The 25,154-nt window shown below is 69.4% G+C and carries 18 protein-coding genes; 8 read left to right on the top strand and 10 right to left on the bottom strand.

The features are described from left to right. The first annotated feature begins 116 nt into the window (after positions 1 to 116). The 7 genes from ftsY to BSZ36_RS00510 all read left to right on the top strand — a co-directional run bounded on the left by ftsY (position 117) and on the right by BSZ36_RS00510 (position 7,994). Positions 117 to 1,085 (top strand): signal recognition particle-docking protein FtsY, encoded by a 969-nt coding sequence (gene ftsY / locus BSZ36_RS00540; protein WP_094545220.1) that lies wholly within the window; start codon positions 117 to 119, stop codon positions 1,083 to 1,085. Between the two features lie 302 nt (positions 1,086 to 1,387). Further along, complete coding sequence (locus BSZ36_RS00535) at positions 1,388 to 2,710, top strand: GWxTD domain-containing protein (RefSeq protein ID WP_094545219.1); 1,323 nt, start codon at positions 1,388 to 1,390, stop codon at positions 2,708 to 2,710. A gap of 148 nt (positions 2,711 to 2,858) precedes the next feature. Further along, positions 2,859 to 3,836 carry a methionyl-tRNA formyltransferase gene (gene fmt, locus BSZ36_RS00530; protein ID WP_218827499.1) on the top strand — a complete coding sequence of 326 codons (978 nt, stop codon included), beginning with the start codon at positions 2,859 to 2,861 and terminating at the stop codon, positions 3,834 to 3,836. Between the two features lie 22 nt (positions 3,837 to 3,858). Then, entirely contained in the window at positions 3,859 to 4,941 is a 1,083-nt protein-coding gene (locus BSZ36_RS00525; protein ID WP_094545218.1) for an AAA family ATPase, read from the top strand. A gap of 303 nt (positions 4,942 to 5,244) precedes the next feature. Then, positions 5,245 to 6,258, top strand: a complete 1,014-nt coding sequence (hprK, locus tag BSZ36_RS00520; RefSeq protein ID WP_094545217.1) for an HPr(Ser) kinase/phosphatase — start codon at positions 5,245 to 5,247, stop codon at positions 6,256 to 6,258. A gap of 358 nt (positions 6,259 to 6,616) precedes the next feature. Continuing rightward, complete coding sequence (locus BSZ36_RS00515) at positions 6,617 to 7,597, top strand: peptidoglycan DD-metalloendopeptidase family protein (RefSeq protein ID WP_094545216.1); 981 nt, start codon at positions 6,617 to 6,619, stop codon at positions 7,595 to 7,597. A gap of 175 nt (positions 7,598 to 7,772) precedes the next feature. After that, a complete protein-coding gene (locus BSZ36_RS00510) occupies positions 7,773 to 7,994 on the top strand; it encodes a DUF2795 domain-containing protein (RefSeq protein WP_094545215.1) in 222 nt (73 codons plus the stop codon). A gap of 198 nt (positions 7,995 to 8,192) precedes the next feature. Here the strand turns inward: BSZ36_RS00510 and BSZ36_RS00505 are convergent, their stop codons facing one another. The 3 genes from BSZ36_RS00505 to BSZ36_RS00495 form a co-directional block, all read right to left on the bottom strand. Further along, a complete protein-coding gene (locus tag BSZ36_RS00505) occupies positions 8,193 to 8,462 on the bottom strand; it encodes a hypothetical protein (RefSeq protein WP_094545214.1) in 270 nt (89 codons plus the stop codon). Between the two features lie 143 nt (positions 8,463 to 8,605). Further along, complete coding sequence (locus BSZ36_RS00500) at positions 8,606 to 11,122, bottom strand: response regulator (protein WP_094545213.1); 2,517 nt, start codon at positions 11,120 to 11,122, stop codon at positions 8,606 to 8,608. A 268-nt stretch (positions 11,123 to 11,390) separates the two neighbouring features. Next, positions 11,391 to 12,038 carry a CDP-alcohol phosphatidyltransferase family protein gene (locus BSZ36_RS00495; protein ID WP_179270947.1) on the bottom strand — a complete coding sequence of 216 codons (648 nt, stop codon included), beginning with the start codon at positions 12,036 to 12,038 and terminating at the stop codon, positions 11,391 to 11,393. 99 nt (positions 12,039 to 12,137) lie between these two features. Here BSZ36_RS00495 and BSZ36_RS00490 point away from each other — a divergent pair, with 99 nt between their 5' ends. Then, a complete protein-coding gene (locus tag BSZ36_RS00490) occupies positions 12,138 to 13,301 on the top strand; it encodes a glycosyltransferase (protein ID WP_179270946.1) in 1,164 nt (387 codons plus the stop codon). A gap of 22 nt (positions 13,302 to 13,323) precedes the next feature. Here the strand turns inward: BSZ36_RS00490 and BSZ36_RS00485 are convergent, their stop codons facing one another. The 7 genes from BSZ36_RS00485 to BSZ36_RS00455 all read right to left on the bottom strand — a co-directional run bounded on the left by BSZ36_RS00485 (position 13,324) and on the right by BSZ36_RS00455 (position 25,149). Beyond that, the gene (locus BSZ36_RS00485) at positions 13,324 to 14,157 is read right to left on the bottom strand and encodes a sugar ABC transporter permease (protein WP_094545210.1); all 834 of its coding nucleotides are present in this window, start codon (positions 14,155 to 14,157) and stop codon (positions 13,324 to 13,326) included. A 37-nt stretch (positions 14,158 to 14,194) separates the two neighbouring features. Then, complete coding sequence (locus BSZ36_RS00480) at positions 14,195 to 17,323, bottom strand: amylo-alpha-1,6-glucosidase (RefSeq protein WP_094545209.1); 3,129 nt, start codon at positions 17,321 to 17,323, stop codon at positions 14,195 to 14,197. A gap of 146 nt (positions 17,324 to 17,469) precedes the next feature. After that, positions 17,470 to 18,444 carry a carbohydrate ABC transporter permease gene (locus BSZ36_RS00475; RefSeq protein WP_218827498.1) on the bottom strand — a complete coding sequence of 325 codons (975 nt, stop codon included), beginning with the start codon at positions 18,442 to 18,444 and terminating at the stop codon, positions 17,470 to 17,472. Positions 18,445 to 18,447: 3 nt separating this feature from the next. Continuing rightward, complete coding sequence (locus BSZ36_RS00470; RefSeq protein ID WP_094545207.1) at positions 18,448 to 19,896, bottom strand: sugar ABC transporter substrate-binding protein; 1,449 nt, start codon at positions 19,894 to 19,896, stop codon at positions 18,448 to 18,450. Next, the gene (locus BSZ36_RS00465) at positions 19,893 to 21,755 is read right to left on the bottom strand and encodes a glycoside hydrolase family 13 protein (protein ID WP_179270945.1); all 1,863 of its coding nucleotides are present in this window, start codon (positions 21,753 to 21,755) and stop codon (positions 19,893 to 19,895) included. The genes BSZ36_RS00470 and BSZ36_RS00465 overlap by 4 nt, the downstream gene beginning before the upstream one ends. Beyond that, positions 21,752 to 22,147 carry a four helix bundle protein gene (locus tag BSZ36_RS00460; protein WP_218827497.1) on the bottom strand — a complete coding sequence of 132 codons (396 nt, stop codon included), beginning with the start codon at positions 22,145 to 22,147 and terminating at the stop codon, positions 21,752 to 21,754. The genes BSZ36_RS00465 and BSZ36_RS00460 overlap by 4 nt, the downstream gene beginning before the upstream one ends. A gap of 59 nt (positions 22,148 to 22,206) precedes the next feature. Beyond that, positions 22,207 to 25,149 (bottom strand): alpha-amylase family glycosyl hydrolase, encoded by a 2,943-nt coding sequence (locus tag BSZ36_RS00455; protein WP_094545205.1) that lies wholly within the window; start codon positions 25,147 to 25,149, stop codon positions 22,207 to 22,209. Between the last annotated feature and the right edge of the window lie 5 nt (positions 25,150 to 25,154).

Below are 25,154 nucleotides of genomic sequence, written 5' to 3'. Positions count from 1 at the left end.
TCAATTCCGAGCGCTCTTCGCGGCCCGCTGACGCCAGAGGCCGCACCTTCCGCCTCTGGCGCGAATCCTCACGCGCGCAGGTCTCGTTCCCCGCACCTCACTCACACCTGACCACGATGGCGCTCTTCGGCTTCGGACGCAACAAGGACGACCAGGACAAGCTCGAAGACGGGCTCGAAAAGACACGCAGCGGCCTCTTCGGCAAGCTCAGCCGCGCCGTCGCGGGGAAGGACACCGTGGACGAGGAGGTGCTGGACAACCTCGAAGAAGCGCTGGTGACGAGCGACGTGGGCGTCAAAACCACCGTCGACATCATCGGGCGCATCGAGGCGCGCGTGGCCGAGGACAAGTACGTTACGACCAAAGAGCTCCAGGGCCTGATCCGCGACGAGATCGCGAGCCTGCTCTTGGAGAGCAAGCCAGAGCGTCCGGCCAGCTTCGAGGCGCCGCTGCCCAACTCGCCGCACGTCGTGATGGTGGTCGGCGTCAACGGTGTGGGCAAGACGACGTCCATCGGCAAGATCGCGCACCGCTACAAAGCGGCGGGCAAGAGCGTGCTCCTCGGCGCCGCCGACACGTTCCGCGCCGCGGCGACGGAGCAGTTGGTGATCTGGAGCGAGCGCGCCGACGTGCCCATCGTCAAGCAATACCACGGCGCCGACCCTGCCGCGGTGGCGTACGACACCGTCGCGCGCGCCAAGGCCTCTGGCGCCGATGTGGTCCTGATTGACACCGCCGGGCGCTTGCACAATCAGATCGGGCTCATGAACGAGCTCACCAAGATCAAGCGCGTCATGGACAAGCAGGTGGACGGCGCGCCGCACGAGGTCCTGCTTGTGCTGGACGCCAGCACCGGTCAGAACGCCATCCGCCAGGCCGAGGCGTTCACCCAGGCCGTGGACGTGACCGGCCTCGTCCTCACCAAGCTGGACGGGACCGCCAAGGGCGGCATCGTGATCGGGATCTCGAACGAGTTCCAGATCCCGGTCAAGTACATCGGCGTCGGCGAGGGGATGCGGGACCTCCAGGTCTTCGACCGCGCCGCGTTCGTGCAGGCGCTCTTCGAGGGCGGCGCGGTGGCGTAACGGGAAAGGCGGATTCCGCTAACCCGTTTCAACACCTCGGCCTGGGCGCGCGAAGCCTCTGGCGCACCGTTCCTTCCGAGCCTCTGCCAGCGGTGCGGCACACCGCTCCTACGGCCCGCCAGAGGCCGCCTCTGGCGCCAGGGGCGCACCGTTCGGGCCTCTGTGCGGCCGTCCGTTCCCGTTCGCGGACGGTTCGGAGCCCCTGAGAGGCGGAAGCGCTCTCGAAAGCGCCATCTTTGTTCGTCCCGTTCTGCGCGGGGCCTTCCGTGCCCTATACTCTCGTCCCTGTGTTCACAGAGCCTATGCGCGCTCGCTACTCCCTCTCGCTCCTCGGGGCGATGCTCGTCTGCCTCCTCGCGGCACCGGCGTGGAGCCAGGCCACCTACGAGCCCGCCTTCGACGCCGAGGTCGTAGTCACGCGCGACGACGACGGCAAGGCCACGCTCGACGTATACGCGGACATCCCCTACCAGAACCTGCGCTTTCTCGCGCGGTCGGTCGGGTTCGAGGCCAGCTACGTCGTCACAGCAGAGATCAAGCGCCTCTCGGACGACGGCACCCTCGCCGGGCTCGTCACCTCGCGCACGTGGACCCGCGACGTGACCGTCGCGAGCTACGACGAAACCCTGGGTGAAGGCTCGGACCGCTCCGTTCAGGGCGTTGGCGTGGAGCCCGGTAAGTACGTCGTAGAGCTCACGCTTGAGGACGGCGCCAGCGGCCGCGTGTTTGCGCAGGAGATCGGCACGGCTGTCCGCGAGATGAGCGGCCCCATCGCGATGAGCGACCCCGTCCTTCTCGACGCGTACGACGCCAGCGGCCGCTTCGAGCCCAACCTTGGGGGCTCCATCTCCACCGAGCAGGAAGCCTTCACAGTCTACTACGAGCTGTTCGCCAAGGAGCCTAGCGCGCTCCAGGTGACCTACGCCGTCACGGACCGCTCGCGCCAGAGAGAGCGCCCGTCGTTCGTCGCCCTTCTCGGCTTGGCCCCGCGCCAGCGCGAAGACGTCGGCGTCCCGGTCCTCGTCTCCGAGCCTCTCGACGCGCCGGCCGGCCGCACGCCCGCAGCGTTCCGCGTCGAAACGGAGAACCTGAAGGTCGGGGATTACACGCTGACGATCCGCTTGGAGGACTCCTTCGGCATCCTCGTGGCGGAGGCCGAACGCCAGTTCTCGGTCCGGTGGATGGGCTTGGACGCGCAGATCGCGGACCTCGACAACGCCATCACCCAGCTCCGTTACGTGGCCAAGGACCGCGAGCTCCGAGCCCTCCGCAACGCGCCAACGTTCGAGGAGAAGGTCAAACTCTTCCAGGAGTTCTGGAGCCGCCGCGACCCTACGCCGGCGACCTCCCGCAACGAGCAGATGGAGGAGTACTACTACCGCGTGGCCTACGCCAACGAGCGCTACGGCCGCATGCGGGACTCTGGCTGGACGACCGACCGCGGCGAGGTGTACATCCGCTTTGGTGAGCCCGACCACGTGGACGACAAACCGTTCAACTACGGCACGCAGCCCTACCAGATCTGGTCCTACTTCCGCCACGGCCGCCAGTTCATCTTCGTGGACGAAGGCGTAGGCGACTACCAGCTCCTCGTGCCCATCTGGGACGAGCGCACGCGCCTGTAACCGTTAAGCCTCTGGCGCACCGCCAGAGCACGCCCGCCTCTTGCGCCTCGGCTCATTGCGAGCCGGGGCGTTTTGCGTTCACGCCAGAGGCCCGGCACGCCCCGGCCTCTGGCGCGCGCGATCTTGCGGCCCGCCCCTCCCCGCCTCCGTGACCGACGCCCCCCGCATCGTTTTTATGGGCACGCCCGATTTCGCCGTGCCCTCCCTCGACGCCCTCGTAGAGGCTGGCCTCGCGCCCGTCGCCGTGGTCACCGTTCCCGACAAGCCGGCAGGCCGCGGCCGGAAGGTGCGCAGAAGCGCCGTCGGAGAAGCCGCCGACCACCACGGCATCCCGCTTCTCCAACCCCAGAGCCTAAAGGACGAGGCGTTCCGCCAGAGGCTGATCGAGTTGGAGCCCGATATCCACGCCGTTGTCGCGTTCCGCATCCTGCCGCGCGAGGTCTACGAGACCGCCAAGCTGGGCGCGTTCAACCTCCACGGCTCGCTCCTGCCGGCCTACCGCGGCGCCGCGCCCATCAACCGCGCGATCATGGACGGCGTGACCGAGACCGGCGTGACCACGTTCTTCCTCCGCCCGAGCGTAGACACCGGCGACGTAATCCTTTGGCGCCGCACGCCCGTCGGACCCGACGAGACGGCGGGCGACGTACACGACCGGCTGATGGAGATTGGCGCCGAGGCCGTTGTCGAAACCGTGCGCCGGATCGCCTCTGGCAAGGCCGAAGGCCAGCCACAGGACGACGCGCTCGCGAGCCCCGCGCCTAAGATCTTCCGCGAGGACGCCGAGATCGACTGGAACCGGCCGGCCGGCCGCGTGCACGACTTCGTCCGCGCGCTCTCGCCCTACCCCGGCGCGTGGACCACGTGGGACCCCGGCACCGGATCCGAGACGCTCAAAGTTCTCCGCACTCGCGTCTGGTCGCCAGAGGCCTCTGGCGACGCCGAGGCGAGCGGCGCACCAGGCGAGGTTCTAGACGCCAGCGGCGCGCTTGTCATCGCGTGCGAAACAGGCGCCGTGGAGGTTCTGGAGGCACAACGCCAGGGCAAGCGCCGCATGGACGCCGCCGACTTCCTTAACGGCGCCGACCTCACCCCAGGCGCGCGCTTCGGCGCCGCCGAGGCCTGAGCCGCCGCGCTATTTTCGGCCCATGACCGACTCCACCCCGCCCGACTTCCAGCCTCTGCCGGACACGTCCCCCACGCCAGAGGCCTCTGGCGCCACTCCGGCACGCGCCAGCGGCCCACCGGACCTGCGGGCGCTTAAGGAGCGCGTCCAGAAGGAAAGCGCGTGGGTGCAGCCTCTCTTGGATGAGGTCGGCAAGGTGCTCGTAGGGCAGAGAGAGATGATCGAGCGGCTCCTGATCGGGCTGCTCACGGGCGGGCACGTGCTCCTCGAAGGCGTGCCGGGCCTCGCGAAAACCCTGGCGGTCTCCACCCTCGCCAAGGCTGTCCACGCGGACTTCCAGCGGATCCAGTTCACGCCGGACCTGCTTCCGGCCGACTTGGTCGGCACGCTGGTGTACCACCAGGGTGACGGCTCCTTCCGCGTCAAGAAAGGCCCGGTCTTCGCCAACTTCGTCCTCGCGGACGAGATCAACCGCGCGCCCGCAAAGGTCCAGAGCGCGCTCCTAGAGGCGATGCAGGAGCGGCAGGTCACCATCGGCGAGAGCACCTACCCCCTGCCCCGGCCGTTTTTGGTTCTCGCGACGCAGAACCCCATCGATCAGGAGGGCACGTACCCGCTGCCCGAGGCGCAGGTGGACCGTTTCATGCTCAAAACGGTCGTGGGGTACCCCTCGCGAGAGGACGAGTTGACCATCCTGCGCCGCATGGCCCGTACCGCCGAGGCGCACGAAACGCGCGCTATCGTCCAGCCCGAGGCCATCGTAAGCGCTCGCGCCATCGTGGACGCGCTCTGGGTGGACCCGAGCGTAGAGGAGTACATCGTGGACCTGGTCCTCGCCACCCGCGAGCCCGCCCGCTACGGCGCCAAGGATCTCGACGGGCTCGTCGCCCACGGCGCCAGCCCCCGCGCGACGATTGCGCTCGCGCTCGCCGCCCGCGCGACGGCCTTTCTAGACGGCCGCCCCTACGTCACACCCGACGACGTGCGCACGATCGCGCCCGACGTGCTGCGCCACCGCATCGGCGTGACGTACGAGGCCGAAGCCGAGGAGGTGGCCTCTGGCGCCATCGTGCAGCGCGTGATGGAAGTCGTGCAGGTGCCGTAGCCGATCTCGGATCTCGGATCTCGGATCTCGGATCTCGGATCTCGGATCTCGGAATCAAGTCGGCCCGAGCCTCTGGCGCCAGAGGCCTCGCCATATTCGGCGAGAGGCGCGTCCCATCCCTCCCCTCGGGGAGGTGCCCGCAGGGCGGAGGGGGTGCTGTCTCAGAATGCCCCAGGTCCGGCCCGCCAGAGGCAAGGCAACCTCGCCAGAGGCCGGCCACCGTGCAGCTAGGCCCCGAACACCGCACCCGCTACCCAGGGCCTCTGGCGCGCGCGATCTTGCCGCACACCCCCGCCCGTCGCGATGCGCCCGCAGCAGTCCTTCCGCAAAGAGTCCATCACCGTCGAATACCTCGCCGAGCGGATGCGCGAACGCGTGGGCGCCGAGATGGAGCCCGTCAACGGCGTGGACGTGAGCGCGCGGACCGTAACCGAGCCCTCCATCCACCGGCCGGGACTCGCACTGGCGGGCTACACCGAGCTGTTCACGCACCACCGCGTGCAGGTGCTCGGCAACACCGAGTGCCGCTACCTCGCGTGGTTGGACGACGACGCGCGCATGGAGGCCTTTTCGCGCCTGCTCGGCTTTGACCTCCCCTGCATCGTCCTCACCGACGGCAACACCATCCCGGACTCGCTCCGCGACGCCGCGACCCGGGCGGGCGTCCCGCTGTTCCGCACGCAAGAGGCCACGGTCCCATTTATGGGCCGCCTTCGGGACTTCCTGGAGGACCAGTTCTCGGAGCAGCTCACGCTCCACGGCTCGCTCTTGGACGTCTACGGCATCGGCCTGCTCCTCACGGGCCCGGCGGGGATCGGCAAAAGCGAGGTGGCACTAGACCTGGTGGAGCGCGGCCACCGTCTCGTGGCGGACGACGTGGTGATCGCCACTAAGAAAACCGAGGGCGTGCTCATGGGCGCCGGCACCGACCTCGCCCAGCACTTTATGGAGATCCGCGGGCTCGGCATCGTGGACGTCCGCGCGATGTTCGGCGTGCGCGCCATCCGGCACCAGAAGCGCATCGAGGTCATCGTACGGATCCACCCCTGGGACGAGAGCGAGGAGTACACCCGAATCGACATGGTGGACGAGACCGACCGGATCCTCTCGGTGGAGCTCCCGGTCGTCAAGCTGCCCATCGTGCCGGGCAAGAACGTGACGGTCATCTGCGAGGTCATCGCGATGAACTACCTCCTCCGGCACTACGGCTACGACCCCGCCGAGGTGTTCAAAAAGCGCCTGCACGATCAGATCCAGCGAAAGCGCGACGGCGCCCCGCGCCGGGGGATCGAGTGGTTCGAGCACGACACGGAGTAAGGGTCTCACCCTCCGCCAGAGGCCTCTGGCGCCGGAAGACGTGGTCCACGGGGAGCGTTTCGATCCGCTCCGACTGGCTACGAAATGAAATGGTTAGGAGAGGAATCGGAGGAGGGATGGCGCGACGTTGACACCTAGGGGACTCCCTGATACATTTGGGGCCCCGCGAATGTGCTCCCACCACGCGTAGCGAGGCCTCCGGGCCGTCTCTGCGCAGCATGACGCGGCCGAGCCCACGCTGGCGCGGCCTTTGTTCGGGTGGGTGAACAGGCGGCCCTCGTCTTCAGGACCGGCCCGGGTACGCAGCCCGGTCCTCAAGACGGTGGCCCTCGCTTCCTCCTAGCGCCAGCCCCGCCCTATGCCCAACAGCTTCTACTACTACGATCACGAGTCCTGCTCCTTTGTGGAGGTCGAGCCGAGCCGCAAGGGGCTCTGGCTGAAGCTCGGCGCCATCGCGTCGCTCGCGCTCGTCCTGGCCGCCGTCGGTGTCGGCGTGATGGCCCAGTTCGTGACCTCGCCCGTTGAAGTGGCGCAGCGCGAGGAGATCCGCGCGCTCCAGGGCGAGTTGGAAGAGACGAGCACCCGTCTCGTCGCCTTCTCGGACCAGCTCGAAGAGCTCTCCGAAACCGACCGCGAGCTCTACCGCACGGTCCTCAACGCGGAGCCCATCTCCGAGGACGAGTTCAAGATGGGCGTCGGCGGCTCGGAGCGCGAGGACCTCGTCCACTACTCCACGCCCACCGCGCAGCTCCTCAAGACGACGAGCGCGACCATCGGACGGCTGGAACGCCAGATGGAGCTTCAGAACCGCTCCTACGACGAGCTGAAGGAGCTCGCGACCTCCCGCGACGCCGTTCTGCGCCAGCAGCCCGCCATCTTGCCGCTCAAGAACGCGCGGCTTACGAGTGGCTTTGGCATGCGCTACCACCCCATCCTGCACACCACGCGGATGCACGCCGGCGTGGACTTCCCGACGCCTGTCGGGACGGACCTCTACGCCGCTGGCGACGGCGTCGTGAGCTTTATCGGCGCGAAGGGCGGCTACGGAACCGTCATCGAGATCGACCACCCGCTCGCGGGCAAGCTCACACGCTACGCCCACCTCTCGCGTGTGGCCCCTGGCATCCAGGTCGGCTCCAGCGTCCGCCGTGGTCAGACGGTGGCGTACAGCGGCAACACGGGCCTCTCCACGGCGCCCCACCTCCACTACGAGGTGCGCCTGCTCAACGAGGAGCGCACGCCGATCAACCCGGTGACGACGTTCGTGCCCGGCGTGAGCCCGCGCGAGTACCAGGAGCTCCTGGAAGCGGCGCGCACGCAGACCGTCTCGTTCGACTAGGCTCGCGGCCCGCACACGGCCTCTGGCGGGCGGTCTCCACGGCGGGGCCGCCCGTTTTTCGTGAGGTGCGCTGCAAATCCGCGCCCCCGTTGCTTTTTGGTCTGGGCCGTCCTATCGTGCGGCCCTGATTCCGACCTCTCTCGGCCCGCTCCGGGCCCCTCTCTCCCCGCCTGACATGTACTGGACGCTCGAATTCGCGGCGACTCTCGAAGACGCGCCCTGGCCTGCCACCAAGGACGAACTGATCGACTACGCCGACCGTACCGGCGCCCCTTACGAGGTCATCCAGAACCTGGAGGAGATGGAGGACGACGGCGAGCCGTACGAGAACATCGAGGAGGTCTGGCCGGACTACCCGACGCAGAACGAGGACTTCTACTTCGAGGACGACGAGTAGCCTCTGGCGCCAGAGGCGGGGGCACCTTTTCGCTGGCGTTCTCGCCAGAGGCGCAAACGCACCGAGCCCCCGGCCAAACAGGCCGAGGGCTCAGAATCCCAGGGGCAGCCAGAGGCCGAGCGTGAACGCGGGCTCAGCCCACGCCCCACCACGCCACGGTCCGGCTGCGGGTCAGCAGCGACGTCCGGGAAGTGGTGTTTACGCGTCCAGGGCGCGCGTGGCGCGCTCGTAGCCGCCGAGGGCGTCATCGACGAAGACGCGGGCGGCGCGCTCGGCGGACTGCGCCGTGCGGAAGTCAGAGGCCGACGTGTGCAGCGTGTACCCCCGGCTCTCGATGGAGAACGAGTAGCGGTCCGAGCCGTCCTGCGCCTGCTCCAGCCGCAGCGCGAAGCCTCGGTGGTGGAGTTGGAGATTGGAAGCGGTCACGACGGAGCGGCGGACGATGGAGGAGCGGCGGGCGGTCTGCATAGCCAGAGTGTGTATCGGCGGGAACTGCCAGGAGTTTGGCAAGCACCCGGCCTCTGGCGCCAAACGCGCTCTGGCCGTGGCCTTGTATACGCAAATACGACACCGTCCCGAAGTGAAACGCCGTCGTATCGCTCCGAGACGGGTCAGGCCGCGAACTCGGAGGCCGGCGTAACCGCCGCCGCGCGGGCGTCGTCCGCCGCCTGCGCCGCCACCTGGGCCAGTTCGCCGATCGACTCCGTGATCTCCGCCGCCATCGCCATGGCCTCTGGCGTCCACCCATCCTCGGTCGCGCGTTCGGCCGCGACGCAGGCGTCGGCCACGTCGCTCGCGCCGAGCGTGGCGCAGGCGGACTTGAGCGCGTGCGCCACGCTCGCCAGCGCGGCCGCGTCGGCGCTTACGCATGCGTCGTCTAGCCGGGCGAGCAGGCTCTGCGCCGAGCCCGCGAACGCGTCGAGGACCTCGGCCGCGAAGGCGGGGTCCTCAACGCCCGTGTTGTTCGCCAGGTGCATCAGCATCTCCGCTGGCGCCTCTGGCGACGGCAGGAGCCTCGGCGCGCGTGCGGGCGGGGGCGCGGCGCCAGAGGCCGGCGCCGGAGGCGGAGAGGCGGTGCGCGGCGCGCGCGCCAGCGCGTCAGCGAGGTGGTCCAGGCGAACAGGCTTGGAGAGGTAGGCGTCCATGCCCGCCTCGCGGCACGCCTCGGCGTCACCGGCGAGCGCGTTGGCCGTTAGCGCGATCACGTAAGGCTGGTGCTCGTGCTCGGCGCGGAGGCGGCGCGTCGCCGTGAGGCCGTCCATCTCCGGCATCTGCACGTCCATCAGCACGACGTCGTACGCGCGGTCCCGCATGGCGTGGAGCGCTTCGAGGCCGGTGTGCGCCACATCTGCGGTGCCGCCCAGGCGGCGCAAGAGGCCGAGCGCCACCTTGCGGTTGACCGGGTTGTCCTCGGCGATAAGGATGGAGAGGCCTCTGGCGGCTACGGACTGCGCGCTCTGCTCCTGACGCGGCGAGGGCGCCGCGCCGCGCGTGAGCCGCGAGACGACGTCGAGCACGCGCGAGCGCCGCGTGGGACGCGAAAGGACGGCATCGAACAGACCGGGCTCGGGGGCGCGCGAGCCGACCGGGCTGAGCAACACGAGGGGGAGGCGCGCGAGCCGGATGCGGAGCCGCCGCGCAAGCGCGAACCCGTCGCGGGAGCCGGCGGTGGGAGCACCGTCCGCCTGGAAGTCCAGCAGCGCGACATCGGGACGGGCGCCGCCGTCCAAGTGCGCGATCGCTTCCTCGGCGTTCCGGGCGGGGAGAACGGTGGCGCCAGAGGCCCGCAGTGTGGCGGCGAGGGCGTTGCGGGCGCGCTCGTGCGTGTCTACGAGCAAGACCTTCGCGGCGAGCGGCGGGGCCTCTGGCGCCGCTTCCCGCACGTCCAGGTGGAGGCGGAGGACAAAGGTGGAGCCTTCGCCTTCGGTGCTCTCGGCGGTGATGCTGCCGCCCATGAGTTCGGCGAGGCGGCGAGAGATCGCGAGGCCGAGGCCGGTTCCGCCGTAGCGGCGCGTCGTGGACGAGTCCACCTGAGAGAACGACTCGAACAGGCCGGGCATCCGGTCCTCGGGAATGCCGATCCCCGTGTCGGTCACCCGGATGTCCAGCGGCAGTCGGCCGCCGCTCAGCGGCCCATCGCGCCGCACCTCGACGACGATCTCGCCGCTATCGGTGAACTTGACGGCGTTGGAGAGCAGGTTGAGCAGGATCTGCCGCAGCCGGATGGTATCGCCCATGAACGCGTCCGGGACCGTCGGCTCGACGTAGGCGACGAGCTCGATGCCTTTCTCAGCCGCCTTGCGCGCCACGACCGCTAGCGCGTCGTCGATGCCGTCGCGGAGCGCGAACGGGGCGTTCTCCAGTTCCAGGCGCCCGGCCTCGATCTTGGAGAAGTCCAGCACGTCGTTGATGATGGCGAGAAGCGTGTCGCCAGAGGCCCGGATGGTGTTCACGTAGTCCTGCTGCTCCGCCGTGAGGTGCGTCGTGGCGAGCAGGTCCGTCATGCCGATCACGCCGTTCATGGGCGTGCGGATCTCGTGGCTCATCGTGGCGAGGAACTCGCTTTTGGCGCGGACCGCCGCGAGGGCCTCCTCGCGGGAGGCGTCGAGCCGCTTGACGACGGCGAGCCGGGAGCGGAGCACGAACGTGCCGAGCACGGCGAGGGCCGTAAGCGTGGCGAGAAACGTCTGACGGGGGACGAGCGGGTCGTCGACGGAGAACAGCGCGAAGGCGACGGCCGCGACGAAAACCGCCGAGTAGCCCGCGAGCTGGCGCGGCGTCCGCATCCCCGCCGAGCAGCCGAAGTACACGAGCAGGATCCCGAGCGCGGACGAGATCGAGAAGTCGTTGAGCGTGGCGACGTAGATCTGCCACGCGGAGATCGCGTAGAACAGCGCGTACACGAACCGTAGCGCGCGGGCGCGGACCCACTCGCTCGTGAAGGTGAGCCCCACGACGAGGACGGCGGCGAGCCCGAGCGTGGTCCGCTCCGCCAGGGGGTCCACGATGCCGGGCTCCGCGAGGCGGTACAGCAACCCGAAACCGATAAGCACCATCCCGCCAACGGCGAGAAGGGTGCGATACAGTTTGAGCGGTTCGGAGTGCGTGGCGGAGGAGTCGGCCTGCATGGAGGATTGGAACCGGGCAGCGCGAAAAGGGAACGGGCACCGCGCACGCACGCGCGTGAGCGGCACTCTCGGGGGTCCCCCTCCCTTCTCGCAAATGGCCTGCCGGACGGTCGCGTGGGGGTTCCGCCTCTTGCGGGTGTGCGCCGCTCCCAAGCATCAGGCGCGACCGCCAGAGCCGGCCTCTGGCGCCAGAGGCCCGGCCGGATCTACCACCGATGCCCGCCGCAGTCCAAGTCCCCGCAGAGGGAGCCGCCGCGCCAGGGGCGCATTACCGCTCGCCCTCGCGCCGCAGCGCGTTCCCGTCCGACTCCAGCGCGTCCGGCCCGTAGCGCAGGATCGCGCGGAAACGGACTGTGTACTCCACGATGGAGTAGACCATCACGGCCGCCGTAAACCAGATGAGCGCCTCCAGAACGGCCTCTGGCGAGGCGAGAAGCGCGGCGACAACGGTGAGCGCAAGCGCCGTGACGGCGATTTTTCCGCTCCACAGGCTGGACGTGAAGTGGCCCAGGCGGCGCGTCTGGATTAGGCCTCCGAGCGCCAGGAGCGCGTCGCGCGTGATGGCGAGGAGCACGAACCACAGCGGGAGGTTCGGCCCGGCGGTTTCGGGTCGCGTGAGGAGCGCGAGCGTGACCGCGGCCGCGGCCAGCTTATCGGCGGTCGCGTCCAGCACCTTGCCCCATTCCGAGACCTGTCCCTGCCAGCGCGCCACCTTGCCGTCGAACCAGTCCGTCGCGATGGCCAGGCCGATCAGGCCGAACATGGGCCCGATCGGCCCGCCGCGGTAGACCAGCCACGCGATGGGGACCACGAGGATCGCCCGCGAGAGGCTGAGCAGGTTGGCGGCTGTCCAGAACTGCCCCATGTCGGGGAAGCCGATGACGGGCGCCTGGGACGGGCGGACGGGCGTGGGCATGGCCGAAGGTAGGCGGCACCGCGGGGTTTCGCCCCCGGCGCCAGCGGGAGATGCCGTGAGGGCGTGCCTCTGGCGCCCGCACGTCGGTACCATCGGTCCGTGACCGCGCTCCTCATCGCCCTCGTGCTCGCCTTTGTCGTCCAGGCCGCCGGCTGGGCGTGGGTAAGCGTGGGGCTGAACCGCGTGCGAGACCTGGGCTCTCCAGCGTCGCCAGAGGCTTCTGGCGTGGCGCTCTCGGTCGTCGTGGCGGCGCACGACGAGGCGGCGAACATCGGCGCGCTACTGGACGCTCTGGCAGCGCAGACGCACCGCCCCTTCGAGGTCGTCCTCGTGGACGACCGCTCGACCGACGCGACAGCCGACCTCGTGCGCCAGAGGCAGGCGGGCTTCCCCGTCCCGCTGCGGCTCGTCCATATCTCCTCTGGCGATGCGCCGACCTCGGCGCCTGCCCTGCCCGAGCCCCTGGCGCCAGAGGCCGCGATTCCGCTGCCGCCGAAGAAGAACGCGCTCACCCGCGGCATCCAAGCCGCCTCACACGACCGCCTCGCGTTTACCGACGCCGACTGCCGCCCGCCGCCGGGGTGGCTCGCCGCGCTTGCGCGCTTTGCAGAGGCCGCGCCAGAGGCCGTCCTCGTCGGCTACGGGCCTCTGGCGGGCTCGGGGTGGCTGGGCCGGTTTGTGCGGTATGAGACGGCGCTGACGGCCGCGCTGAGCATCGGTGCCATCGGGCACGGGAAGGCGTGGCACGCGGTCGGGCGCAACCTGTCCTACCCGCGCGGCCTCTGGCGGGAATTGGGAGGCTTCGCGCCCCACGCGCTCTCTCTGGGCGGCGATGACGACCTCTTCGTGCAGGACGCCGCGCGCGCGGGCGCCGAGGTCCGCTACGTGACGGCGCCAGAGGCCTTCGTGCCGAGCGCGGCGCCCGCTACGTGGCCGAGATTCTGGCGCCAGAGGCGGCGCCACGCGGCGGCCGGAGCGCACTACCCATCGCGCCTGCTCGCGGCACTGGGTGCGATGCAGATCTCCGGGTTGATCCTGTGGATCGGGGCGCCGCTCTTGCACGTCGCGTTCGGCGTGCCGTGGGGCTGGGGGCTGTTGGCCGCGCGGACGGTGCTGCAGCGCGGCGTGCTCAGCACGGCTTGGGACCTCCTCGGCGCAGAAGCCGACGTGCGCCTCTGGCATCCCGTTCTCGACGCGATGCTGGCGGGCTACCACGCCGTCGCGGCCGTTCTCGGAGTGCTCCCTACGCCGAAGCGGTGGTAGAGCCAACCTCTGGCGTCAGAGGCTACCCCTTCACCGCGCCCAGCGTGAGGCCGGAGATGAGGTAGCGGCTCAGGACCAGAAACAGAACCACGACCGGGATGGAGACGAGCAGCGAGCCCGCCGCGTACAGCCCCCACTGCGTCGCCATGGATGCCTGAAAGCCCTTGAGGCCGACGGGGAGCGTGAACAGCTCGGTGTCCTGCAAAACCACCGCCGCGACGACGTACTCGTTCCAAGCGCTCATAAACGAGAACAGCGCCGTGATGACGAGCGCGGGCGCCGCCAGAGGCAGGATCACTTTGTAGAACGCCTGCCACGGCGTCGCGCCGTCGATGCGGGCGGCTTCCTCCAGGCTCGCGGGGATCGTGTCGTAGTAGCCCTTCATCTGCCACACGCAAAACGGCAGCGCCGTCGCGGTGTAGATGACGACGATGCCGAGGTACGAATTGATAAGCCCGAGTTGGATCAGCACGATGTAGAGCGGCAGGAGCAGCATCGTGGCCGGAAACATCTGCGTGACCAGGATGCCGCTCAGCGCCGCCTTGCGGCCGCGGAAGCGGTGGCGGCTAAGCGCGTAACCCGCCGTGCTCGCGAGGGCGACGCCCGTGATGGTCACCACGATGGAGACGAGCAGGCTGTTGCCCAACCAGCGGAGGAAGTCCGTCTCGGTGAGCAGCACGCGGTAGTTCTCAAGCGAGGCGCCCTCGGGGATGAGCGCGAGCGACTTGCTGAGCAACTGGTCCCCCGGCCGCATCGAGATCGTCAGGATGCGCGTCACGGGGTAGACCGCGATAAAGGCGAACAGCGCCAGCACGGCGTACGACGAGAGGCGGCTGAGGAGTCGTTTGGTGTCCATGTTCGGGTGCGGGCCTCTGGCGCCAGAGGCGGCGCGCTTATCGGGTGACGCGGCCGACGATGAAGTCGTAGACGTTGGGGGCGCGGTCGTCCACCTTGCCGCCGCCGCTGTCGCCAGAGGCGTCGCGGAGCACGTCGCGGAACTCGCCGAGGCCGGAGCCCGACGCGCGGGGGCCGACGAGCACGACGACCTTCGCGCCGCGCCCGAGTGCGGGCATGACGAAGTGCGGAATGGAGAACTCCAGCGTGCCCGCGGCGGGGTCGAAGCCGCTGGCGCCGCCGCCGGGGAGCGCGCCGAGGCCCTGACCTCTGGCGTTCTCGATCGAGATGCCGTCGCCGATGTGGACGACGTACTCGTAGCCCTCGCCGTTGGGGAAGTCGAAAAGGGAGTTGCGGCCCACGCGTTGCTCGCCGCCCTCCTCGGTGTCGAACGCGACCGAAACGATGGTCGGTGAGGCGCCAGAGGCGAGCGCTTCGAGCGTGGCGAACTCGATGCGGACGTAGGTCGTGGAGTCGTCCTCGGTGACTTCGAGGTAGGTCACGTCCAGCACGCCGGGCGCGATGTCCTCGGGGTAGGTGAAGGTGTTCGTCGAGCCCCAGTCGTCCCCGTCGGGGTCGGTCTGCGTGGCGATCACGCGGGCGCTCATGTTGGTCTGCAGGATCTGGTCGCCCGAGAGGTCCCGCTTGTTCTCGACGGCGCGCATGACCGGGTACTCGTCGCGGAGGTCCGGCTGCATAAAGGCGAAGCCCTCCCAGGCCTCTGGCGCGGCGTCAACGGGCTCGACCTCAGCGGCTTCGCCCGCGATGGACGCGCTCGCGCCGTTGATCTCGACCTCGAAGGGCTCGCGCGCGACGAATGCCGTATCGCCCTGCGCCATCGCCAGAGGCACGCGGACGGCGCCGCCCGGGCCGACGAGGCGGAGAACGGCGCCTTCGGCGAAGCGGCCTTCGGGCGCGACGGTCGCGGTGACCTCGCTGCCGCTCTGCCGCAGCGTGAGGTCCACGGCGCCATCGCCGAGGCGGAGGCGCGTCGTGGTTTCGCCCCAGGATTCGGGGAGGCGCGGCTGCACCTGGAGCGTGCTCGCGTCCGGCCAGCTCGCACCCACGAAGCCCTCCATCGCGGTCCGCACCAGTTCGATCACGCTCCACGGCTGGACCGGCGCACCGCCCACGCCGACCTGCCCGGCGGCCTGCCGCGGGTGCGCGTCCAAAAACTCCGGGATCGCGCCGACGACGCCGCGGCCGGTCACGAGCTGCGCCTGTGCTTGGGTCAGCTCCCACGCGGGCTCGGCGCCGCCGGTCTCGGCCATCAGCCGCGCCAGAGGCCCGGCGAGCCACGTGCTGACCACGCCGCCGTAGCGCGCGGCGCCCTCGGGGTAGAACTCGCGCTCGCGCAAGAAGGGGTGGAACAGGCTGTCCGACTGCGGCAGCGTTCCGACGCCATACGGGTAGGCCAACTGCTCCGCCAGGCCTCTGGCGAGGCGTGCCTTGTCCGCGGCGGGGAGGTCGAAGGCGCTGAGCGCCAGGAGCCCCGTTGGGCGAACGCCGCCCGCTGGCTGGCCGCTGGCGTCTAGGCGGTCGGCGATGCCGGAATCCGAGAGGAAGCGTTGGCGGAACTGTCCCTGGAGGACCTGCGCCGTATCGGCGTACCACTGCGTGTTGGAGCGGCCGGCGACGCCCATGATCTCGGCGTACTCGCGGACGGTCCCGAGCGCGCGGTAGAGCGCGCCCTGAGCTTCGGCGGTGGGGCCGCGGCGCTGGAATCCGCCCCCGGCGGGGTCGGTCTCCATCCACGCTGTCCGACCGTCACGCGAGACCAGAAAGCCTCTGGCGTCCAGCGCGTTGCCGTTGCGGGAGTCGGCCTCGTAAAGGCCGCGCATGGCGAAGACCGACTTGAACCAGAAGTTGCTGCCGCCCGTGACGAGGCTGCGGTCGCCGGTCGCGCGGACGTAGTCGCCAGAGGCGGCGAGGAACAGCGGCGTCGCGTCGGCGGTCGTGAACTCGGCCTCGCCAGAAGCCGTGACCACGTTGGGGGCGCGGCCGAGGAGGTCGGCGCGGCGGTCGAAAAGCTGGGCGTCTCCAAAGGTGGTGAGCAGCTTTCGCGCCTCTTCCCAGCGCCCGAGGTCCAGGAGCGCTTGCGTGGCTGAGATCGTGGAGAGCCCCGGCTGGGGAGGCGCGCCGGGGAGGCCGGTCGCGAGGGTCAGCCGCGTGGAGTCCTCCGCCACCAGCATGTCCAGAGTGACGGCGGCCCACCGGAAGGCGCGGTCGAACTCGATGTCCTCGGTCGCCAGAGGCACGCGTTCCACGACGCCTGCGAGACGCTCGGCGCGCCTCTGGCGCTGCGCGTCGGCGTTTTGGAGCGCGAGCCCCGCGAGGGAATCGGCCGCGGCCGGCGACGAGCCCGTCGCTACGACGACCTTGCCGGGCGTGCTGAAGCTGACCTCGCCGGGCACGTTGGCGGCGTCGCGCCCGGCCTCTGGCGCGGTGGCGATGTCGCGGAGGCGCGGCGTGCCGCCCGTCGCGCGCACGGCGTTCCACGTGCCGCCGGCGAAGAACACGAGCGACTCGCCCACGACGCGCGCCGAGTCGGCGCTCGCGCCAGAGGCGATGGCCGGCCGGTACGCCACGACGCCGAGCGAGTCCACGGCCTCGACGAGCAGCGCTGCGGTGGAATCGCGCGAGTCCAGAAGCGTGATGCGCTCCACGAAGCGGGCGCGGTCGTCGCCCTTGACCTTGTTCAGCAGGCTCGCGATAAAGTCCGATGAGTCGCGCTCCATGTAGGCGCGGACCGCGAAGTCCGGCCGCGCGACGCCCCGGTGGCGGTCGGGCGCGCCGAGCACGAGGGAGTCCACGTCCAGCCACCAGCTCCACCCGTCCAGCACACGCTCACCGCCGACGGTCAGGCCCATCGCGGGGTCGTCCTGCGCGTACGCGAGCGCGTCGTAGTAATACGCGCCGCCGCCAGAGGCCTGCACGGTCGCGCGGGCTTCGCTCAGCGTGTCGCTTTTCGGCCTTGGCCCGGTCTCCACGGCGAGCGCGGCGAGGGACTCCGGCCCCTCGTTCGCGAGTAGGATCTCGGTCGGGTCGCTGCAGCCGCCGGCGCACCCGGAGAGCGCGAGGGCGACGGCGAGAACGAGGAAGAGGGGACGCGAGAGCGAATGGAGCATTGAGAAAGTCAGCGGGCGAGGGGCCCGGTCGTGTCATCCTGCGGAGCGGCCGTCTCCGCGCCAGAGGCCTCTGGCGAGTCTAGCGCCTGACGCCGCGAAACGCACGCCCCGGCCCGAGGCCACGCGCGGGCCTCTAGCGCCAGAGGCTAGTACATCGATTCGGTCGCGTTGGTCCGGTTCAGGAAGGCCTGCGTAAAGACGAACAGGACGGCGAAGATGACCATGCTCAGGGCGGCCGCCCAGCCGAAGCGGTACAGGCCAAAGGCGGCCTCGTAGACGTAGCTGACGAGGATGTGCGTCTGCTCGTTGGGCTCGCCGCCGTTGGAGACGAGCCAGATCACGTTGATGTTGTTAAAGGTCCAGACCGCGCCGAGCGTGATCGCGGGGATCATAACCGGCCGGAGCAGCGGCGCCGTGATGCGGCGGAACTTGACCCACGCGCTCGCGCCGTCCACGTCGGCAGCCTCGTACAGCTCGCCAGGGATGGACTGCAGGCCGCCGAGGGCGATCACCATCATGAACGGGAAGCCCAGCCAGATGTTGGTGATGATGGCGGCCATGAACGCGCCCGTGGGGTCCGTCAGCCACGCGACCGGATCGGCGGAGAACAGCCGGTTCATGAACAGGTTGACCGCGCCGTACTCGTAGTTGAACATCCCGCGCCACGTCAGCGCGGTGATGTACTGCGGGACGGCCCACGGCAGGATGAGCAGGATCCGCCACGCTGGCTTGCCCTTGATAAACTTCTGGTGCAAGACGACCGCCAGAAACACGCCCAGCCCGACGTGGAACGCCACGTTCACGACGGTCCAGATGATCGTCTTGAGGAACACGCCCCAGAAGGCGGGCTCCGCCATCACGCTCGCGTACTGCCCGAACCCGGTGATCTTCCAGTCCCGCAGCGTGTAGATGTTCGCGTCCGAGAGCGAGAGCGCGACGTTGTACAGAAACGGGAACGCCACGACCGCGAGCACGATCACGGCCGTCGGCACGAGCAGGAAGGCGAGGAAGAGCTTGTGGCGCGTGGCCTCGCTCATTCCCCGCTTGGGCGGAGTCGGCGCGGGGCCTCTGGCGCCAGAGGCGGCTTCCATCCCCGCGGCGTCGGTGGGTGCACTGAGCATGGTCTAGCGGTCTTGAAGAGCGAAGTCGTTGAGGCGTTTCTCCACTTCGGATTGCATGAGGCGAGCGCCCTCCTCACCGCTGACCTCGCCGTTCATGACGAGTTGGTACGGCCCGCGCATGCCGTCCCAGATCAGGCGGAGCGTGGGCGAGGTCGGCATGGGGCGCGTGTGCTCCAGCTGCGCGAGGCTTTGCTGGAGGATCGGGTTGGCTTCCATCACGCCAGAGGCCCGCACGGCCTTTCGGACGGGGATCGTCGCGAGTTCGCGCGTCATGTCGGCCTGGACCTCGTCACCGGTGAGGAGCGCCATCACGCCGAGAACGGTGGGCAGCTTCCAGTCCGGCACGGCGGGGTTGAGCGAGTACGCTTTCGCGGCGGCCATCGGGCGTGCCCACGCGCCAGAGGCTTCGTTGTAGGGGATCGGCGCGAGTCCGTAGTCGATGCCGGAGTCGCCGTAGCCGGCCCAGGCCCAGGGGCCGTTAATGATCATCGCGGCGCGGCCTTCTTTGAAGAGGGTTTCGGCGGTGTTGTAGTCCACCGTCGGCGGGATCACGCCTTCCACGTCGCGGAGGCGCTTGATGAAGTCGATGGCCTCGACCGTGGCCGGGCTGTCTAGTGTGGGCTCCTCGGCGTCGTTCATCACCCAGCCATCGTAGGCGGTGAGGAACGGGATGAAGAAGAACGGCTCGGTGTAGTTCCACACCAGCCCGTAGCGCTCTTTGGAGCCGTCGCCGTCCTCGTCCAAGGTGTTCGCCCTCGCGATCTCCAGCATCTCCTCGAACGTCTCGGGCGGCGTGTCCACCAGGTCCTTGTTGTAGACTAGCGTGAGGTGGTTGCCCACCTGATCGGCCACGCCGTAGAGCCGTCCTTCGTAGCGCAAGAGGCCCTCGTCGATAAAGGCGGCCTTGGCCTCTGGCGTGAGCAGGCTGTCCAGCGGGCGGATGGTCTCGGTGATGGCGAGCATCCCGATGTTGTCCGCCGGGCCGTAGACCATGTCCGGCCCCTTGCCACCGATGGAGGCGAAGAGGAAGTGGTTGCGGAGCTCCTCGGTCTCCTTGTACAGCACCTCCAGCTCGACCGAGTCCTGACGGGCGTTGTAAGCCTCGGCCCAGTTTTCCAGGAACGCGCGCTCGGCGGCGTCCTTCTGGTGCCAGATGCGGACCTTGACGGCCTCGCCTTCGGGCGGCGGGCCGGCCGTCTCGCTGCAGCCCATCGCGAGGCCGCTCGCGAGGACCACGAGCGCGGCCGCACGCCAGAGGCCACGGAAGGGACTGGAGGCCGGGGACTGGGGACGAGCAGGGGATGGACGCAGGCGCCCGGGGCCTCTGGCGCCAGAGGCCGTTTCTGCAGGGGCGGGGCGTGCATCGCCCAGACCCGGCGTGGAGAAACGGGGTGTCGGTCCGGGGAGCATCGCGGACGCCAGAGGCCTCTTGCGTGAAAGGAGATGCATCATTCGTCGAGCCCTCGCGGGCGGATGTCGGCGTCGCGAACGGGGCGGTAGACGACGAGCGAGCGGGCGGGCACGCGGTAGCCGAGTTCGGTGCGGTCGTCCTCGTAGATCACCTGCACGAGCGCGGGGATGTCCCGCACGGCCCCGCGCGAGGCGAAGATCGGCACGAGCGGGCCGGTTTCCCCTGGAATCCCGATCAGCTGCGACGCATCGGAGCGGTTGAGCGCGACGATGAGCCGCTGGGTGCCCAGCGTGCGCTCAAAGGCGAGCGTGCCCGTGCTGTCGTCGGTCGTGAGAAAGCGCTGGTCGCCGCGGCGGAGCACGTCCCATTCGTTGCGCAGCGCGATGGCCTCGCGGTGGAAGCGCCAGAGGCTGCTGTCGAAGGCGACGGGATCGGGCGTGCGGGCGCGGCCGAGCGGGTCGGTCGCCTCTGGCGCCATGTCGAGGTCAGGCCAGGGGAACGGCTTCCGGTCGTCGGGGTCGTCGGCGCCCCAAATGCCGGCCTCGTCGCCGTAGTAGATCGTCGGCGCGCCGCGGGCGGTCATCTGGAGGGCGACGACCATGCGCTGGATCTCGCGCTCGCGGGCGTTCGGCGCGCGAACGGCGTAGCGCTCGTCCTGACGCGGGTTGGAGCCCTGGTCGAAGTGCGTACCCAGCGGCGCGTTGACGATCATCGACGCCAGACGCTCGGTGTCGTGCGAGCCCATGAGCGTGAGGATCGCGTGGCGCGTGGCCTCGGGGTAGGCGCGCTGGCGCGCGGTGAGCGTGTCCGCGAACGTCGCCAGAGGCACGCGGCCGTCCAAGATGGACTGCTCGACGGGGATCGCGAAGGCGCTGTAGCCCATCACGGTCGTGAACTCGGTCTCTTTCGCGAAGTGCGCCGCAGGGCTCCAGATCTCGCCGACGGTCACGGCCTCGGGGTTGAGACTGCGGACGTGCGCGTTCCAGTCGCGCCAGAAGCCAGCGGGGACTTCGTCGGCCACGTCCAGCCGCCACCCGTCGATGCCGTCGCTCGGGTCGCCGTCGCCGTCGGGGTCCATCCAGCGGCGCGTGATGTCAAAGATGTGCTCGCGCACACCGGGTCGCAGATCGGGCTCGTCTGCCAGGACGGCCAGAGGCTTGAAGCCCCACCAGCCTTCCCAGTCGAACTCGTCCTGGGGCGTGGCGGGGTCGTCCCACGCCGTCACGTTGTACCAGTCGGCGTAGCGGCTGGCGCGACCGTTCTCGCGCACGTCTTGGAAGGCCCAGAAGCGCGTGCCGGTGTGGTTGAACACGCCGTCCAAGACCACGCGGACGCCTCTGGCGTGGAAGGCGCGGACCACGTCGAGAAAGAGCGAGTCGGCGCGCGTCCAGACCCACGTCGCCGGATCGCCGGGGTCTTCGCCAGCGGCCAGCGCGATGTCGCCGTCGGGGTCCGGCCCGAAGTAGGGGTCGACGTGATGGAAGCTTGTCGGGTCGTACTTGTGGAGGCTCGCGGCGTGGAAAACGGGGTTGAAGTAGACGACGTCGACGCCGAGATCGGCGATGTAGTCCACCTTCTCCAGCACGCCCTGGAGGTCGCCGCCGTAGCGGCGGAAAAAGACGCCGTCCTCGTAGAAGTCGTCGCCGAGGTCCTCCTCCCACGCGTCGCGCGCGTACCAGTCGCCGGTCCACGGGCTCGGGCGCCAGAGGCTGCTGTCGGCGCGGTCGTTGAAGTCCAGCGAGGCCCAGGTCGGATCGTTGCTCGGGTCGCCGTTGCGGAAGCGCTCGGGGAAGATCTGGTACCACACGGCGCCCTGCGCCCAGTCGGGGGGCACGGGCTGGGCCAGTGGGGAGTAGGCAGTGGCCAGTAGCAGAAGGGCGAGGCCGAGGGATCGAATCATCGGAGCGCCTGCATGAGCGAGAGGAGTTGGCGGCCGAGGCGGTCGGCGCGCTGTTCGAGGTCCGCGACGGCCTCTGGCGCGAGAAAGCCGAGGCGGCCCGCGAGAAGCCATTGCGTCTCGATCTCGCGGAGCGACGCGCGGGCGTAGCGAAGGAACTGCTTGTACTCGCCTGTTGCGCCTCTCCCCCACCCCTCGGCGATGTTGGACGGGACGGAGACGGAAGCGCGGCGCAACTGCGAGGTCAGGCCGAACCGCTCGTCTGGAGGGAAAGACTGCGTGGCGGCATACACCGCTTCCGCGAGGTTCATCCCTTCCTGCCACACGCGCAGATCGCGGTAGCTGCGGATCTGACCTTCAGCCACGACGCCGTGCTCCGCTCCAAGCGGATACACGACCTCTGGCGCATCGTCCGATGCCCCCACTGGCCACTCGCCACTGGCCCCGTCCCCCGTCATCGCGCCACCGTGATCCGCGCCGTCGCCGCCGTCCCGCCAGAGGCCGCGCGCACCACGTAGACGCCCGCGGGCACGCCGCTCACGTCCACGTCCAGCCTCTGGCGCCCGGCCGGGGCCGCGCCCTCGTGGAGCGTTGCGACGCGGCGGCCGAGCACGTCGAAGAGCTCGACCGTGAGGTCGCCGGCGTCCTGCACCATTACGTCCACGCCCAGTGCGCCAGAGGCGGGGTTGGGGAACGCGCGGAGGCCGAAGGCCTCTGGCGCCAGAGGCTCGGTGTCCTCGTTCGCGACCGTGATGAGGCCAGGGTCGGGCGAGGGCACGTCCACGTTTGTGTAGACGCGGAACTCGCCGGGGAGGAGCTCCTGCGTGAACTGCGGGAAGGCCACCTCTTGCTCGGTGTCGGCGAAGAAGTCGTACCAGGTGCCGGTGCTGGGCCACTCGGGCGCGACGAAGGCGTTGGTGACGCCGAAGTTGCCGACGATGACGACTTCCGTCGGCTCGCCCTCGGGGGCGGTCGGAAGCGAGAGCGTGATCCAGCGCGAGGCCGTGCGGCCCAGCTCGGCCCGGAACTCCGTCTCGGGGTCGCTGAAGATGGCGTAGTCGGCGCGGAGGCCGAGAAGCGCCGCCCACGTGCCGTACAGCTTCTGGCGAAGCTCACGCTCGCGGTCCGTCGCGGGCGTGAGCGCGCCCTGGAAGCTGCCGCCGAAGGGTGAGACACCTTCTTCCCAGTAGTCCCAGCGGATCGGCTTGTCGTTGACGCGGTCCGGCGTGCCCGGAGCGCACTCGCCGGGGTAGGTCCCGTTGACCAGGCACTCGCCGGGGCCGTAGCCGTAGCCCAGCTCACCGAACTGCCAGATCATCCGCGGACCGGGCACGGTCAGGAAAAACGCGCCGACGAGCTTCTGGCGGTCCAGCGCCGTGTGGAGGTCGCGGATGTTGTACGCGCCAGAGGCGTTGCCAAAGTTGCGGTTGCGCCACATGGTCCACTGCTCGTCGTGGCTCTCCATGTACGTCACGGCGTTCGCCAGAGGCACCTGGCCTCCCACCCAGCGGGGCGGGTAGGTCTCTTCCAGCGTGCTCGGGAAGTCCGTCGCGGTGGGGTAGCCCATCGCGCTCTGGGCGTACTCGCGGTCCATCTTGTGCCACAGCATGGCGCCGGGGCGGCCCTCGTCTTGCTGGAACAGGGCGAGATCGCGCCACTCCTGCGCGCTGTTGATGAGGTGCTCCAAGATCACCGTCGTTTCCGGGTGCTCGTCCCAGAGCGCGTCCATCATGCGCGTGAGGAGCGCGATGCGGCCGGGGTTGTAGTTGTAGAAGTCGCCCGTCTGCATGAACCCCGCCGTGAGGTCGAAGCGGTAGCCGTCCACGTGGTATTCCTCCACCCACCAGCGGTTGGCTTTGTCCAGCCAGATCTGCGTCAGCTCGCTCTCGTGGTTGAGGTCGTTGAAGACGTTGAAGGGGTGCGTGGCGGTGACGTTGGCGTACGGGCTGCTGGCGCTCGGGCCGGAAAAGCCGCCGGAGTTGTAGAGCCGGATGAGCGGGCTTTGGCCCGTCGCGTGGTTGTACACCACGTCGAGAAAGACCGCGATGCCTCTGGCGTGGGCCTCGTTGACAAAGGTCTTGAACTGCTCGGGCGTGCCGTAATACTTGTCCAGCGCGAGGTGGAAGGCCGGGTTGTAGCCCCACGATTCGTCGCCGTCAAACTCGGCGACGGGCATGAGCTCGATGGCGTTGACGCCGAGGCGCTGGAGGTAGTCGAGCGTGTCGGTGAGGGAGACGAACGAGTGATCGCGGAGGAAGTCGCGGACGAGGAGCTCGTAGATCACCAGGTCCTCTTGCGTGGGCGCCTCGAAGTCGTCGTCGGTCCACGCGAACGCGCTCCCGCCGGCGGTAAAGCGGCCGACGGCGAAGTCGGTCTGCCCGCTAGGGTAGCCGGCCTCGCCGGGGTAGAGCACGATGGGCGAGTACGGATCGGCGACGCGGATCGTGCCGTCGACGAGGTACTGGAAGTCGTAGGCCTCGCCAAGCGTGAGCCCGTCGAGGCGGATCCACCAGCGCGTGCCGCGCGGGTCGGTCGTGTCGCGGAACATGAGGGCGTCGTCGCCCACCGTCCAGTCGTTGAAGTCGCCGAGGGCGTAGACGTAGCTCTTGGCCGGCGCACGGAGGACGAGCCACGTCGTGCCGTCACCGGCGTCGGAATGCGTGATGCCGTCCTCGATGCCTGCGGGGACGGGCGCGTCCACCACGTCGGGCGGAAGCGTGCCGACTTGGGCGCTTACCGCGTCGCCAGAGGCGTCGGCCGCGTCCACGCGAAAAAAGGAGCCGGGCGGAACGGGCGTGGGAAGCTCCAATCGGTAGATCCCGTCGCCGGTGTCCTCAATGCCGCTCGTGTACGTCGTCTCGTTCACCGTGAACGAGATGGAGGGGAACGCCTCGGTCCCGAACAGCCCGACGGAGACGGCGACGATCTGGCCGCTGGCGTCCTGCTCGCGCGCGAGTTGGAAGGCCATAGGGTCCGAGACCCGGACCACGGAGTCGTTGTTGCCGCCGGTCGTCTCGCTGCCAAGCGGGTCCGTAATCCAGGTGTACTCGGTGCCGCTGGCGTTCCGGTGGTAGTGGATCTTGTACGCGTGGCCGCCGCCGGCCACAGGCCCGTCGCCGGGCGTGAGGGAGATCGTGTAGCGGTACTCGTTCAGCGCCGCGTCGTACGTCATCAGCGACGGCGCGGTCGGGGCGATCACGCCGCCATTGTTGGGGCCCCAGTCGTTGACGGTCCCTTCCGGCATCGTGCCCGGCACGAAGGCCCGCACCACCGGCGAGAGCGCGGGCGCCGTCAGGTCCGGGAGAAAGCGGAACGTCACGTCCACGCTTTGCGCGAGCGCGCCGCTGGCGCCGGAGGCCAGAGCGAGGAGGAGTACGAGGCGGAAAAGGGTCGACATCTGCC

Source organism: Rubricoccus marinus (genome assembly GCF_002257665.1).
GTDB lineage: Bacteria > Bacteroidota > Rhodothermia > Rhodothermales > Rubricoccaceae > Rubricoccus > Rubricoccus marinus.
Note: the sequence above shows the minus strand (reverse complement) of the source record. Positions and strands in the feature narration are given on the sequence as shown.